The sequence below is a fragment of the Luteibacter sp. NPDC031894 genome (genome assembly GCF_050273135.1).
GTDB lineage: Bacteria > Pseudomonadota > Gammaproteobacteria > Xanthomonadales > Rhodanobacteraceae > Luteibacter.
In genome coordinates, this window is the sequence record NZ_JBNNMV010000002.1 from 148,587 (window position 1) to 162,678 (window position 14,092).

The window sequence follows — 14,092 nt, forward strand, 5'->3', positions numbered from 1 at the left end:
CTCCTACAACCGCGAGCCCTGGTCCGCCGCCATTACGTCCGCCGGCAAGGCCGCCGCGTCGATGTCCTTGGCGAACAGCATCACCTGGAAGCGCTCGCCCATCTGGTCCGGCAAGGTCAGCTTCTTCACTTCCTGCGCGAGGCGGTAGCGTGCCGCTTCGTCGTCGAGCGCAAGGTAGTCGTTCTCGAAGAATTCCTGCATGCCCGCAGCCAGCAGGAACTGCGCCTGCGGCATGTAGGCGGCTACACCGAAGCCGGCGCTGTTGCCCGCCTCGGCGAGCGCGGTGAAATCCACCGATGCGGTGAGGTCCTGAAGGCCCGGCAGATAGAACGCGTCGCCATGCGTGCGATGGCGGTAGAACGCACGCAGCGTGCCGTCCGTGCGCGCGGGCAGGTAGAACTCGCCTCGCGTGTAACCATAGTCGGCGAAGAGCATCGCGCCACGGCGCAAGGTGCCCGCGACCGCCTGGATCCAGTACGGGAGCTGCGGCAGGATCTCGCTGCGATAACCCGCGTCGAAGTCACGGCCGAGGTCGCGTTCGACATGGCGCACGGCGCCGCCCACGAGGCTGTCGGCGGGGCGGTCGCTGCGCACGAACCGGCCGTCGCCATCGAGCACGACATGTTCCTCGTAGACCTCGCCATCGCGCGTGGTGAATCGCGTGGTCGGCAACGCGTCGATCACCTCGTTGGCGAACAACACGCCGTCCCATGGCGCCTCCAGCGGACCGTCGAGCCATTGCACTCGTGCGAACAGGCTTGCTGGCAATGCCGAGCGCAGGCGCTCGCGCTGACGCTCGCGCAAGTCGGCGCTCGGCTCCAGGATCATGAAGCGACGCGGCGCACGCCCCGCGGCATCGAGGGCGAGCAGCGCCGCCTCGGCGAAGGCGCCGGTGCCGCCGCCGAGTTCCAGGAAATCCGCCTCGGGCCCCAGCGAGGCCAGGATGGGCTCGAACGCCCGAGCGACGCAGCGGGCGAACAGCGTGCCCAGCTCGGGCGCCGTGACGAAGTCGCCCTCGGCGCCGAACTTGGCCTTGCCCGCGCTGTAGTAGCCGAGGCCGGGTGTATAGAGGCAGCGTTCCATGAAACGCGAGAACGGCATCGGACCGTGGGCGGCGATTTCCTCGCGCAGCAAGGCGGCGAGGTGGTCGGAATGGGCGCGCTCGTCGGCGGCGGGTTCGGGAAGCTTCGCGTTCATGCCGTGCGTGGTCGGGATCGAGCCCGCAGGATAACGGATGCCGCACGTCACCGGGTCAAGGCCCGCTCGATCAGAAATCCTGCTGGAGCGACAGGAAGACGCCCCGGCGCGGGCCGAACTGCGGAGCGCCAACGCCGATGCCCGAGCCGTCGCGGATTTCGTACGTGCGGTCCAGCGCGTTCACCAGGGCCAGCTGCGTGTGCGTCGTGCCGACCGGCGTCAGGTGGAAATCGTGCGAGACGCTCAGGTTCAGCTGGAAATAGGCAGGCATCGTGTCGCCGTTGGGGACCAGGCCATCGCGGCGCAGACCTGAGCCGAAGAGATAGTCGGCGCCGATGCGCGTGGCGTCGTCGAAGGCGTAGCTCACGCCACCCGATGATGTGTACTTCTGGTCATGGTCCAGGTGGATGAAATGGTCCTGGATGTAGGCGAGGTCGTCCGGGTCGAAGTTGTACTGGCCGGTGATGATCCGCTTGCCGACCGAGCGGTTGTACGCGAAGTTGAAGTACGCCGTGAGCGCACCGCCGTCGTAGTTCAGCGTGAACTCGTCGCCCTTCACCTTGCCCTGGTCGTAATTGAACGTGGAATACACCAGCGCGGTGCCGAACTGCCCCTCGTCCTGGATGCGCGCCACGTGGCGAGAATAGCTGTCGATCCCGACCGTCCACGCGTCGCCGAGTTTCTGCGAGATGCCGACGTCGTAATAGCTCGAACGCTCCGCCAGGGGCGTGTCGTTGCCCTCGCCCGGAAGGGCGTTGGTGGTACCCGCGAACTTCGCGATAGAGGTCGGGCTGATCATCTCCGATGCCGGCGGCGTGAAGTAGCGCGAATAGCCGGCGTGGATCGTGGTCGTGGCCGTTGGCTGGTACACGACACCGACGCGCGGGCTGAGCTGGCTTTCCGGGCGGAAGGCGTCGTAACGATCGGCGCGTGCGCCGTAGTTGACGGTCCACTTATCGCCGATGCTCCATTCGTCCTGCAGGTAAAGCGCATACGTGCGCGCGATGATCCGGCTGGCATCCACGATATCGAGTGGCGTCGTCGACGCCTGGTTGCCGTCGGCGTCCGCGGGGAAGACCAGCGCATTGTTCGTCGCCGTCGCCCTTTCGAACGAGGCGTACATGCCGTAACGCAAGGTGTGGTTGTCGCCCAGCGGCGTCGAGAAATCAGCCTGCAAGGTACTGGCACGATTGGCACGGCTCACGTTGGAGGCGACACCGTTGAACATGAGGTCGCCGATGTCGTCGGGCGTGAAATCGAGGCCGCTATAGCGCTGTCCAGCCGACACCTGGTAGGCGGTGTTGCCGAGCTTTCCCTGCAGGCTGAGGATGCCGAAGCGCGTCTTTTCGCGCTGGCGTTCGTCCAGTTGCGCCGAGTCGAAATTCGTCACGTCGAGATAGCCGAACTCGGGAGCCTGTCCTGGGTTGTTCGGAATCTCGAAGCGATTGTTCGTGGCGCCGAACAGGAAGCTGAGGCGGGTGTCGTTGTCGATCAGGTAAGAGATGTCGCCGAACGCCTTCACCTGGTTGGTGTGGTCGTGGATCGGCTTCCGACTGGCCGTCGGGTTCTCGATGCCGACATCGCTTTCGAGGTAGTTGGCGGTGAGGAACCAACTCCAGGCGCCGCTACGGCCGAACAACGTCGCGTTCGGGTTGATCGTGCCGAACTGCCCGCCGGTGATGCCCACGCTGCCGCCAACGCCGTCCTTCGACGCGGTGCGGGTCGTGATGTCGACGATGGCCGCCGTGCGCTCGCCGTATTGGGCTGGCAGGGCGCCGGTGAGCAGCTTCACGTTCTGGATCATGCGCGCGTCGAGCGTCTGGCCGAAGCCGCCGATGCTCTCGGGAATCAGCACGCCGTCGATGCGGTACTGCAGGTTCGCGTGGTCGCCGCGCACGTGCAGTTGCCCGTAGGAATCCTGCACCACGCCGGGCGCCTGCAGGATCACCTGGTTGAGTGGCGTGGAGTCGCCCAGCGGCAACGCCTGGATGGTCTGCCGGTCCATGACGTACTGGCTGCTGCCCGTGTCGGGCGAAAGGCTGTTGCGTGCCTCGTCCAGTTTCGCCGTCACGTCCACCGCGCCCAGGTTCGTGGGGCTTTGCGGCGGGACATCGGCGGCGTGGGCTGTGGCGGCCGCGAGGGCCAGTGCGATGCAGGACGCGAGGCGAACAGGGGTCATGGGCTCACTTCATAAAATGTTATAACGTATCAACGATTGTGAAGGCCGCCAGCTTTCGCGTGCCTTTCGCCTTTTCGGCCGGGCACGCCTGCGCTTCATGGACGAATCACGTCGCGGCGGCCACGATGGCGGCGCATCCGCAGCGGAGTGAATGACGATGGCGAAACACGATCCGGCTTCGACGTCGAAGGAGATCGTTCCCGTCAGTGCCGATCGGGGTGAAAGTCCGGTGGCCAAGGCGATCCTCGAGTTCGTGAGCCGCATCCCGGACAGCGATGTCCCCCGCGCGGGCAAGGGAAGCGCCGCGGAGGAATGCCGCCGGCTGGCGAGCAGTGCCGCTAACAAGGCCGCGCTCACGGCAGGCTCGCTGGCCTTGCCGCCAGGCCCCCTGGGCTGGCTCACGGTCCTCCCCGAACTGGTCGCTATCTGGCGGATCCAGGGGCAGCTGGTGAGCGACATCGCCGCGGCCTACGGGAAGACCGCCAAACTAGGCCGCGAACAGATGCTCTGGTGCCTGTTCCGCCACACGGCGGCGCAAGCCTTTCGTGACGTCGCCATCCGCGTGGGCGATCGCCTGGTCTTCCGCACCGCGGCGACCAGCGTGCTGCAGCGGCTTGCCGGGCGCATCGGCGTGAGCGTATCGAAACGCGCCGTCGGCAAGGGCATCTCCCGCTGGCTACCGATCGTCGGTGCGCTAGGCGTTGGTGCCTACGCCTACTACGACACCGGCCAGGTGGCGAAAACCGCCATCGACCTGTTCAGCGGCGACGTGCACATCGACGATGGCGATGAGACCCCGTCAGGAACGAAGCGACGTGCCTCGAAGACCGCGAGCACGGTGGGAGCCGGCCCTGTCGGCGATCCGGAGCCGAAGGCTTCGGCCCGCAAGACAGTGAAGAAGGCGACCGCCAAGAAGGCCACGGTCCGCAAAACCGCCAAAAAGGCCGCTCCCCGCGCCGCCACGGCAAAGAAAACCGTTGCCAGGCGTAAGCCGGCGACGTGACGCACGCCGCCGTTTGCGGCAAGCTCGTGCGCCTCACGAACAGGAGTCAGCCGTGAACCCTTCCCCTGTCGTCCTCGTGACCGGCGGCGCCCGCCGCGTGGGCGCCGCGATCGTTCGCCGGCTGCACGCGGCAGGCTGCTCGGTCGCCCTCCACTACCGCCATTCCGCCGACGAAGCCGACGCGCTCGCACGCGAATTGAATACCTTGCGCGACGGCAGCGTGGCGACGTTCGCCGCCGCCCTCGAGGACGACGCGACCCTGAACCCGCTGGTCGAGTCGGTCGTCCGCCGGTTCGGACGACTCGATGGGCTGGTCAACAATGCGTCGGCCTTCTATCCGACACCGATCGGCCAGGCCACGTCGGCCCACTGGGACGACCTGTTTGCCGCGAACGCGCGCGCGCCGTTCTTCCTGGCCCAGGCAGCCGCCTCCGCGCTGCGCGAAGCAAAGGGCGCGATCGTCAGCATCGTGGACATCTACGCGGAGCGGCCCTTGGCGGGCCACACGGTGTATTCGATGGCCAAGGCGGCGCTGGCGATGCTGACCCTGTCGCTGGCGAAGGAACTCGCACCCGACGTGCGCGTCAACGCCGTCGCGCCGGGCGCCATCCTCTGGCCTTCTTCAGGGAAACCGGAAGAAGCGGCCGAGGTGCTCATCGCGAAGACGCCGCTCGCCCGCAAAGGCGAGCCCGGGGACGTGGCCGAAGCCGTGCGCTGGCTGATGATGGACGCGCACTACACGACAGGCCAGATCATCCGCGTCGACGGCGGCCGCGCGCTGACGATCTGACCACGGCTGGTGGGAAGCGCGCTGGTGGGAAGCGCGCTGGCGCGCGAAGGGTGCTCGCCAGCGCGCTTCCCCCATGGCGTCGGAGACGCTTGGCGCTTCAGTTCTTCTGCCGGAACGCCGATTCGAGCAAAGCGCGGTCGAAGCCCTGGCCCGGGTCGCCGTTCTGGGTGTAGCGATACAGCGCCGCCGAATACACGCCGTGCATCGCCGTCTGGAACAAGCTCAGGGCGATCATGGCGATGACCGCGACGACGCCGACGACGACCATCAACGCGACCGAATGCGTCGCCGCCGCGGCGAAGAAGAGGACCGCGCTGGCGAAGATCAGGCAGAAGGTGAGGATGCCGCCGGCGAGGCCGATGCCTGCATTGCCGATCAGGTTCTCGCCCCAGGTCTGCTTCAGGAGCGACGTGCTGCGCTTCACCGCATCGATCGGGCCGACGTCTTGTGCGGCGAGCACCGGCACGACGAGGAAGGTGGCCACGGTCCAGCCGAGGCCCAGCAAGCCGACCACGATGCGTCCGATGAACCCGAGGCGCTCCTGCAAGGCGCGCAGGATCATGCCGACCGTCGCGGCGATGAGGGCATAACCGATGATGTTCGGCAGCTTGCCCATGGCGGTGCGGATGCCGTCGCCGAGGGTGGGGTTGCCGCCATCGAGGCGGATCATCGCCGCCGACGCGAGCGCGACGTTGAAGAAGATCACCACGCCGTACTGCACGAAGTAGAAAAGGAAGCTCACCAGCATGAACAGCGGCGAGACGTGCTGCCGCTGGCCTTCGAAGTCGGCGTGGTGGTGCGCGAAGAGCGTGTACACCGGCCACGCGAAGGTGGCGACCACCACGAGCGAGGCCAGGCCGGCCAGCAACGGAAAGAGCATCAGCTCCTTGTCCTGGCGAAGAATAGTGGCGCTGGCTTTCATGAGCGCCCAACTGCGTCCGAACTTACCCATTTCCTTGTTCCCCTTGGTCCGATGTGGGGGCGTTGTAGCATCTTTGGCCGAGCCCCCGCCAGTTCTCGTAGGAGCCGCTATAGCGGCGAGGAACCAACGAAGTCTCCCGGCTAATCCCTCGCCGCCATGGCGGCTCCCACAGACAGGCTGCACGCCTCGTCCACCGCCAAGGGTTCAGATGCAGCCGGGAACGCCGCCCACAGTTCGGCCATCGTCTTCCCGTTGACCGGATGGCGGACATCCGGTGCGATATCCGCCATCGGCTTCAAGACGAACGCATGACGCAGTTCGCCGCGCGGAATCTGCAGATGCCCCTCGCCGCTCAGCACGAGGTCGTCGTAAAGCACGATGTCCACGTCGAGCGTGCGGCTGGCGAAACGCTCGCCGCCGCGCACGCGGCCGTGCCGATCCTCCAGCGCATGGAGCCAGTCGTTGAGTTCCTCGGGGCCGAGGTCGCTGTCGAGACCGATCGCGAGGTTGAGGAAATCCGGACCGTCGAATCCCACTGCGGCGCTCCGGTATACCGGCGAGACGGCCAGCGCGCCGAAACGCGCGCGCAGCTCGGCGACAGCGAGTCCGAGCCACCGTTCCGCGTCGATGTTCGATCCGAGGCTGAGCCAGGCACGGCCCATGTCAGCTCCCGATCGTCGCGTCATGGCGCATCCCGGCGAAACCGTCACGTATGTCGCCGCCCGAAGGCTGCTGGAACGGCCGCAGGCCGAAGGCCGGAAGAATCGCGATGAGGTGGTCGAAGATGTCCGCCTGGATGCGTTCGTAGTCGAGCCAGACCACGGTATTGGTGAAGCAATAGACCTCCAGCGGAATGCCCTGCGCGCCGGGGTCGCGCATGCGGACCATGCGCGTCATGGTCTCGTGCACGTCCGGGTGCGCCGCGAGGTAGGCCTCGGCATAGGCGCGGAAGGCACCGATGTTGGTCTGGCGACGCCGGTTGACCGGCAGCTTGCCGGCCTCGCCGAGGGCCTCGTTCCAGCGACGGATGTCTTCGCGCTTGCGTTCCAGGTAAGCCTTGAGCAGATGGACGCCGGCGAAGCGCTCGATTTCCTCGTCTTCCAGGAAGCGCACTCCCGCCGCGTCCACGAACAGCTCCCGCTTGATCCGGCGGCCCCCGGATTCGGCCATGCCGCGCCAGTTCTGGAACGACTCGGAGATCAGCTTCCAGGTGGGCACCGTGACGATCGTGCGATCGAAGTTACGCACCTTCACCGTATGCAGCGTGATGTCGATGACGTCGCCGTCGACGCCCGCGGAAGGCATGGTGATCCAGTCGCCCACATGCAGCATGTCGTTCGTGCCCAGCTGTATGCCGGCGACGAAACCGAGGATGGTGTCCTTGAAGACCAGCAGCAGGACGGCCGACATCGCGCCGATGCCGGAGAGCAGCAAACCGATGCTCTGATGCGTGAGCTTGGTGATCACCAGCACCAACGCCACGATCCAGAGCGCCATCTGCAGCAGCTGCACGATGCCCTTGATGGAGCGTTTCCCGGAAGGCGTCGCGCTGTAGAGCGATTCGAAGGCGAGTAAGGCGCGCGCCATGGCGGAGATCACGCAGACGATGATCCAGCACACGGCGAGGTTGCGCACGAAGGCGCCCACGCCATCGTCCACGGGCAGCAGCAGTTCAATGCCGTAGTACACGACGATGCCCGGCAGCATCCGCGCAAGCCAGCGGAAGCTGCCGAATTCGTAGAGCGCGTCGTCCCAGCGCCACTGCGTATGCCGCGTGGCCGCGCGCACGACGCGATGCAGGAAAAGGCGGCCGAACAGGTCGACGAGCCACGCAGCGACGATCAGCCCACCGACAAGGACGACCCGCCGCCATATCGGCGACGGCATGACCTCGTCGAGGAACGTCTGGATGTGCTGCGGCTCGATCATTCCGGGCGCGTGCCGCGTTCGATGCGGACGCCGACCGCCCTGGCGCCGCGTACCGCGCCGGGCTTGGAGAGCTTGAGCCGGACCCATGTCACGCCGAACTCCTCGCGCACGATCTCGGCGCAGCGCTCGGCCAGCGTTTCGACAAGGCCGAAACTGGACGCCTCGACGTACGCCTGCAGGCGCTTCGAGATCGACTTGTAATTGAGCGTATCGGCGATGTCGTCGCTCGCCGCCGGGCGGCGATTGTCGAAGGCCATCTCGAGGTCGAACGACAACGTCTGCCGGATCCGGCGCTCCCAGTCGTAGATGCCGATGACCGCGTCGATGCGCAGGTCTTCTATGAAGACGATATCCATGGGAGATACAGCGATGGAGAGGGCCTCACAGGGTCGGTGAGGCGCCGTCATTTCGCAAGTCGCGTGGGATCACGCGGCCGGCAGGGTCTCCAGGTTCCAGCGCGGAAACACCTGGATGGTCTCGTCCTGCTGCTGCCCCGCCGCCAGCCGGATGGCGCCCGCGAGGGCGATCATCGCGCCGTTGTCCGTACAGAACGCCAGGCGCGGGAAGTACACGCGGAACCCGTCGGCCGCGCCCGCTTGCGCCAGTTGTTCGCGCAGGCGCTTGTTCGCACCGACGCCGCCGGCGATCACCAGCCGCTTCGCGCCGGCGGCGTCCAGGGCACGACGGCACTTGATCGCCAACGTGTCGACGATGGCTTCCTCGAAGGCACGGGCGATGTCAGCCCGGGTCGGCTCGCTCTTGTCCGATGCCTGCCAGGCCAGCAGCACCTGGGTCTTCAGCCCGGAGAAGCTGAAATCCAGCCCGGGCCGGTCGACCATGGGCCGGGAGAAACGGAATCGCCCGGGCGTGCCCTGCTCGGCGAGCTTCGCCAGCGCCGGCCCGCCCGGATAAGGCAGCCCCATGAGCTTGGCCGTCTTGTCGAAGGCCTCGCCCGCGGCGTCGTCCAGGGTGTCGCCGAGGATGCGGTATTCCCCGATCGCCTTGACCTCGACCAGCATCGAATGGCCGCCGGACACCAGCAGCGCCACGAAGGGCGGCTCCGGCGGGTCGTCCTCGAGCAGGGGGGCCAGGAGGTGCCCCTCCATGTGGTGCACGCCGATGGCCGGGACGCCCAGTGCCCAGGCCATGGCCCGCGCCGCGGACGCGCCGACCAGCAACGCGCCCACGAGTCCCGGACCGGCCGTATAGGCCACGCCGCCGAGGTCCGCTGGCGTGAGACCGGCCGCCTTGAGGGCCTCCCGCACCAGCGGCAGCAGCTTGCGGACGTGGTCCCGGCTGGCCAGCTCGGGCACCACGCCGCCGTATTCCGCGTGCAGGGCGATCTGGCTGAAAAGCGCATGGGAAAGGAGGCCGCGGCCCGGCTGCTCCGGGTCCCAGCGAAGCAGGGCCACCCCGGTCTCGTCGCAGGACGTTTCCACGCCCAATATGGGCTTTGAATTTCTGATCTCGATCACGTTATAATCCACGGCTCACCCGGGTTCACGGGTCAGTTTAAACAAGTGGAGTTTCCATGCCGAGCGTTAAAGTCCGCGAGAACGAGCCGTTTGAGCTTGCCCTTCGCCGCTTCAAGCGTACGTGCGAGAAGGCTGGCGTGCTGGCCGAAACGCGCAAGCGCGAATTTTACGAAAAGCCGACCCAGGAGCGTAAGCGCAAGCGCGCCGCTGCTGTGAAGCGCCACCTGCGCCGTCTGTCCCGCGACACGACGCGCCGGACCCGCATGTACTGATGCACCTGCCGGCCTCGTGGCTGGCATGGTAGCGCGGCTGGCGCGTTCGCGCAGCCACCGCAATCAGGCGGAAATCCCGAGCCGGCTTTGCCGAAAGGCGAAGCCGGCTTTTCGTCGTCCCGGAGAAAAGAGCATGAGCCTCAAGGCAAAGATCACCGAAGACATGAAGGCCGCCATGAAGGGCGGGGAAAAAGACCGTCTGGCCGTCATCCGCCTGGTCCAGGCCCAGATCAAGCAGCGTGAGGTCGACGAGCGGATCGAGCTGGACGACACGCAGGTCCTGGCCGTGCTCGAAAAGATGCAGAAGCAACGCCGCGACTCGATCGAGCAGTACGACAAGGCCGGCCGGACCGACCTGGCGGACATCGAGCGCTACGAGATGGGCGTCATCGACGGCTACCTTCCGGCCAAGCTCGACGAGGCCGAACTGGACGCGATCATCGCGGCCGCCATCGCCGACTCGGGCGCCACGACCGCCCGCGACATGGGCAAGGTCGTCGCCCTGGTGAAGGAAAAGGCCGCCGGCCGCGCCGACATGGCCGCCGTGGCGGGCAAGGTGAAGGCGAAGCTGGCCTGAACGTACGGGGCTGGCGACAGCCCCTGTGGCAGGGCGTGCCAAGCCCGCCGCTCCGCAACGGGCTTCACGACGCTCCCACATGCGGCCCAGCATCCTCCCCGCGGTCCAAGGAGGAATACCCATGCTCAAGTACGCCATCATCTTCGGCCTGATTGCCCTGGTTACGGGTGCGTTGGGCTTCAGCCGCGTCTCGGGTATCGCCGCGACCATCGCCAAGGTCTGCTTCGCCATCTTCCTGATCCTGTTCGTGATCGCGATCCTGGCGGTCATCGGCGTGTTCAAGATGGCCTTCTGACGACCCTGCCGGACTCCATACGGAAGCGGATGCATGGCATCCTAGGGGACTGATGCGTGGCCGTATTCCCGACAGCTTCATCGATGAACTGCTGACCCGCGTCGACATCGTCGACGTGATCGAACGCCGCGTGCCTTTGAAAAAGGCCGGGCGGGAGTGGACGGCCTGCTGCCCGTTCCACAACGAACGGTCGCCTTCGTTCTACGTGAGCCCGCAGAAGCAGTTCTTCCACTGCTTCGGCTGCGGCGCCCACGGCAGCGCGATCAAGTTCATCATGGACTACGACCGCCTCGAGTTCCCGGACGCCATCGAGGAACTGGCGCAGTCGGCCGGCATGAAGGTGCCTTACGAGGGCACGCGCGACGACAAGCCCCGTGAGGACCGCAGCGACCTCTACAGCCTCCTCGACGACGCCGCCAGCTTCTACCAGCGCGAGCTGGGGAACAGCGCCGAGGCCCGCGCGTACATCGACAGGCGCGGACTCGACGACGAGATCGTGAAACGCTTCCGCATCGGCTGGGCACCCGCCGGTTTCGACGGCGTCATGAAAGCCCTCGGCACGACGGATCGCCGGCGCCAGTTGCTCAACGAAGCCGGCATGGTCGCCAGCAACGAGCGCGGCAGCCGCTACGACCGCTTCCGCGAGCGGGTGATGTTTCCCATCCTCGACCGGCGCGGCCGCGTGATCGCGTTCGGCGGTCGCGTGCTCTCGTCCGAGCAGAGTCCCAAATACCTCAATTCGCCCGAGACACCCCTGTTCCACAAGGGGCGCGAGCTGTTCGCCCTGTGGCAGGTGAAACAGGCCCACCAGCACCTCACGCGGATCATGGTGGTCGAGGGCTACATGGACGTCATCGCGCTGCACCAGGCCGGCTTGCCGATCGCGGTGGCCACGCTGGGCACGGCGACGACGCCGGAGCACGCGGAAGTGCTGTTCCGCGCCGCGCCCGACGTCTATTTCTGCTTCGACGGCGACCGTGCCGGCCGCCAGGCCGCGTGGCGCGCGCTGGAGTCGATCCTGCCGCGCATGCGCGACGGCCGGCAGGCCCACTTCCTGTTCCTCCCGGACGGGGAGGATCCGGACACGCTGGTGCGCAAGGAAGGCAAGGAGGGCTTCGAGCAGCGCATGAAGGATGCGATGCCGATGTCCGAATACTTCTTCGAGGAACTGGGGCGCGACGTCGACACGAAGCGGCTTGATGGGAAGGCCAGACTGGCCGAACGGGCCCGACCGTTGATCTCCAAGCTTCCCGATGGTGCATTTCGAGACTTGATGGCTCAGGAACTCGAACGACGCACGGGCGCCCAGGCCAAACTTGAGGCTCAGCCCGATTCCGGCGACCGGCCCAAGGCGGCTAACGTACAGCGTAGCTTGGTGCGAGCAGCAATCACGATGCTGCTGTCACAACCCAGCCTAGCGCTGGAAATAGACGAACCTCACGGCTTCCGTCGCTATGAGGCGAAGGGAGTCGACTTGCTCCAGGAACTCATCGATCTTGCGCGGAGCCGACCGGATATCAATCCGGCTATCCTGCTCGAAAGTTTCACGGATCGACCTGAATACCCGGCGTTGATGAAGCTGGTGGAAGCCGGGCTCTTGAATGACTTCGAGGCCCAGCGGAAGGAATTCCTGGACGCACTAGCTCAAATGGAACGACAGGCCGTGTCCCAACGCCGCGAGTACCTTATTGCCCGGTCTCATGAAGGCGTCCTCGACGACACCGAGAAGGCCGAACTGCGCGTGCTGCTCGCCGCGCGCGCGGCGCCCGCCCCGGCGGACGGCGAATGATGCGCCGCACCGCGACCGTCACCCGATCCATGGGATCATCCCGCTTTCGTACCACCAAAGGACCGGCCCGGGCCGGCTACGTGCGCCACTGATGGACCTGCTCAACGACCTCGTCGACTTCTTCGGAAGGAACGGCTACCTCGCCGTCTTCTTCGCGCTGATGCTGTGCGGCGCCGGCATCCCGCTGCCCGAGGACATCAGCCTCGTCGCGGGGGGCATCATCACGGGCCTCGGCTATGGCGACGTCCACACCATGGTGGGCGTGGGCATGGCAGGGGTCCTGGTCGGTGACTCCACGATGTTCCTGCTCGGCCGCCACTTCGGCGGGCGGATCATGAGCTGGCGCCTCGTCGCGCGGCTGCTCACCCCCGAGCGCTATGCCAAGGTGCAGGAAAAGTTCGAGCGCTACGGCAACCGGATGATGTTCGTCGCCCGCTTCCTCCCCGGCATGCGCACCGCCGTCTTCATCACCGCCGGCGCCACCCACCGGGTAGGCTTCTTCCGCTTCCTCCTCCTGGACGGCCTCGCCGCCGCGATCAGCGTGCCGATCTGGGTCTACCTCGGCTACTTCGGCGCGCACAACCACGAATGGCTGGCGATGTGGATCCACCGCGGCCAGACGGGCGTGTGGCTGGCCATCGTCGCGGCCATCGCCGTGATCGGGGTGATCTGGTGGCGGAAACGGAAGACCGCGCGGGATTGCTAGGCCGCGCTACCCAGTTCGGCGAACAGCCACGCCCTGAACAACCCCGTCTCTTCCCGCGACTCCGCCTCGCGCGACACCGCCAGGTAATACGTGTGCTGCAGCGGCACCTCGAGACGGAAGGGCTCGGCGAGCCGGCCCGCGGCGAGGTCGTAGGCCACCAGCAGTTCTTGCGCCAGCGCCACGCCCTGCCCCTCGATCGCCGCCTGCAACATCATCGTGCCGTCGCCGAAGCCCATCTCTCGCGAGACCGGGCCGGGAGCGACGCCCGCGCGCTCGAACCACTGGTCCCAGCCGATGGCCGGGGCGGCACGACGACCCGGTCGCTCATGCAGGAGCATCTGGGTGGGGAGATCGTCCGGGCCCTGTAAGCGGCCGGCGAGGGCCGGCGCACAGACGGGGGTGTACCGGCTCACGGCGAGGATCGATTGCTCGATCCCTTCGCTTACGCGATCGTCCACCGCGAGGTCCCAGCCACCGCCCTCGCCACTGTCGGTGACGACTTCCACGGCGATGTCCGGATGCCGGGCGAAGAAGCGGAACAACCGCGGCACCAGCCATTTCGTCCCGAAGGTGGGGGGCACCGACACCCGCAACGATGCGCTCCGCTCGCCCATGACCTGGTCCGTGGCCTGCTGCAATGCACGAAAAGCGTCGCGGATGCGCGGAAAATAGTTCTCGCCCGCAGGCGTCAGCTTCAGCCGATTGTTGCTCCGCACAAACAAGGCGGTGCCCAGGTAAGCCTCGAGCAATTTGACTTGTGCACTGACCGCGGCGGGCGTCAGGGACAATTCCTCCGCCGCCTTCGTGAAGCTCGAATGCTGCGCTGCAAGCTCGAACACGCGCACGGCGTTGAGGGGTAGCGAGCGCTTCATTGCGGAGTCATCAAGAAAAATTTGGGGAAGGCCCGAAGAATTTCTAGTTTGCCTGCCTTGGCGGGCAACGCCAAGAATCCAGGGCG

At 66.5% G+C, this 14,092-nt stretch carries 15 protein-coding genes; 7 read left to right on the forward strand and 8 right to left on the reverse strand.

What is annotated here, in order from left to right; all coding sequences use genetic code 11:
- Positions 1-3: 3 nt before the first annotated feature.
- Positions 4-1,197, reverse strand: a complete 1,194-nt coding sequence (locus ACQKIE_RS06650) for a class I SAM-dependent methyltransferase (protein ID WP_427457100.1) — start codon at positions 1,195-1,197, stop codon at positions 4-6.
- A gap of 70 nt (positions 1,198-1,267) precedes the next feature.
- Positions 1,268-3,376, reverse strand: a complete 2,109-nt coding sequence (locus tag ACQKIE_RS06655; RefSeq protein WP_427457102.1) for a TonB-dependent receptor — start codon at positions 3,374-3,376, stop codon at positions 1,268-1,270.
- 157 nt (positions 3,377-3,533) lie between these two features.
- Between ACQKIE_RS06655 and ACQKIE_RS06660 the strand changes: the two genes are divergently transcribed.
- Both ACQKIE_RS06660 and ACQKIE_RS06665 read left to right on the forward strand, forming a co-directional pair.
- Positions 3,534-4,379 (forward strand): hypothetical protein, encoded by an 846-nt coding sequence (locus ACQKIE_RS06660; protein ID WP_427457105.1) that lies wholly within the window; start codon positions 3,534-3,536, stop codon positions 4,377-4,379.
- Positions 4,380-4,431: 52 nt separating this feature from the next.
- Positions 4,432-5,169, forward strand: a complete 738-nt coding sequence (locus tag ACQKIE_RS06665) for a pteridine reductase (protein WP_427457107.1) — start codon at positions 4,432-4,434, stop codon at positions 5,167-5,169.
- A gap of 97 nt (positions 5,170-5,266) precedes the next feature.
- On the opposite strand, the gene ACQKIE_RS06670 is transcribed toward ACQKIE_RS06665, so the two are convergent.
- The 5 genes from ACQKIE_RS06670 to tsaD all read right to left on the reverse strand — a co-directional run bounded on the left by ACQKIE_RS06670 (position 5,267) and on the right by tsaD (position 9,468).
- Positions 5,267-6,121, reverse strand: coding sequence for a DUF6159 family protein (locus ACQKIE_RS06670; protein WP_427457109.1), 855 nt, complete (start codon positions 6,119-6,121; stop codon positions 5,267-5,269).
- Between the two features lie 110 nt (positions 6,122-6,231).
- On the reverse strand, positions 6,232-6,753 hold the full coding sequence (gene folK, locus ACQKIE_RS06675; RefSeq protein ID WP_427457111.1) for a 2-amino-4-hydroxy-6-hydroxymethyldihydropteridine diphosphokinase: 522 nt from the start codon (positions 6,751-6,753) through the stop codon (positions 6,232-6,234).
- 1 nt (position 6,754) lies between these two features.
- Complete coding sequence (locus ACQKIE_RS06680; RefSeq protein WP_427457113.1) at positions 6,755-8,020, reverse strand: mechanosensitive ion channel family protein; 1,266 nt, start codon at positions 8,018-8,020, stop codon at positions 6,755-6,757.
- Positions 8,017-8,376 carry a dihydroneopterin aldolase gene (folB, locus tag ACQKIE_RS06685; protein WP_306849135.1) on the reverse strand — a complete coding sequence of 120 codons (360 nt, stop codon included), beginning with the start codon at positions 8,374-8,376 and terminating at the stop codon, positions 8,017-8,019. Before folB ends, ACQKIE_RS06680 begins: the two co-directional genes overlap by 4 nt.
- Positions 8,377-8,445: 69 nt before the next feature.
- Positions 8,446-9,468, reverse strand: a complete 1,023-nt coding sequence (tsaD, locus tag ACQKIE_RS06690) for a tRNA (adenosine(37)-N6)-threonylcarbamoyltransferase complex transferase subunit TsaD (protein WP_427458397.1) — start codon at positions 9,466-9,468, stop codon at positions 8,446-8,448.
- Positions 9,469-9,551: 83 nt separating this feature from the next.
- Here tsaD and rpsU point away from each other — a divergent pair, with 83 nt between their 5' ends.
- From rpsU to ACQKIE_RS06715, 5 genes are all read left to right on the forward strand, one after another.
- On the forward strand, positions 9,552-9,767 hold the full coding sequence (gene rpsU, locus ACQKIE_RS06695) for a 30S ribosomal protein S21 (RefSeq protein WP_029213735.1): 216 nt from the start codon (positions 9,552-9,554) through the stop codon (positions 9,765-9,767).
- A 133-nt stretch (positions 9,768-9,900) separates the two neighbouring features.
- Positions 9,901-10,344, forward strand: a complete 444-nt coding sequence (locus tag ACQKIE_RS06700; RefSeq protein WP_427457116.1) for a GatB/YqeY domain-containing protein — start codon at positions 9,901-9,903, stop codon at positions 10,342-10,344.
- A gap of 121 nt (positions 10,345-10,465) precedes the next feature.
- Positions 10,466-10,639 carry a DUF1328 domain-containing protein gene (locus ACQKIE_RS06705; protein WP_427457118.1) on the forward strand — a complete coding sequence of 58 codons (174 nt, stop codon included), beginning with the start codon at positions 10,466-10,468 and terminating at the stop codon, positions 10,637-10,639.
- A gap of 52 nt (positions 10,640-10,691) precedes the next feature.
- The gene (gene dnaG / locus ACQKIE_RS06710) at positions 10,692-12,428 is read left to right on the forward strand and encodes a DNA primase (protein WP_427457120.1); all 1,737 of its coding nucleotides are present in this window, start codon (positions 10,692-10,694) and stop codon (positions 12,426-12,428) included.
- Positions 12,429-12,519: 91 nt separating this feature from the next.
- A complete protein-coding gene (locus ACQKIE_RS06715) occupies positions 12,520-13,134 on the forward strand; it encodes a DedA family protein (RefSeq protein ID WP_427457122.1) in 615 nt (204 codons plus the stop codon).
- Here ACQKIE_RS06715 and ACQKIE_RS06720 read toward each other — a convergent pair.
- On the reverse strand, positions 13,131-14,006 hold the full coding sequence (locus ACQKIE_RS06720) for a LysR substrate-binding domain-containing protein (protein ID WP_427457124.1): 876 nt from the start codon (positions 14,004-14,006) through the stop codon (positions 13,131-13,133). The genes ACQKIE_RS06715 and ACQKIE_RS06720 overlap by 4 nt on opposite strands.
- Positions 14,007-14,092: the final 86 nt, after the last annotated feature.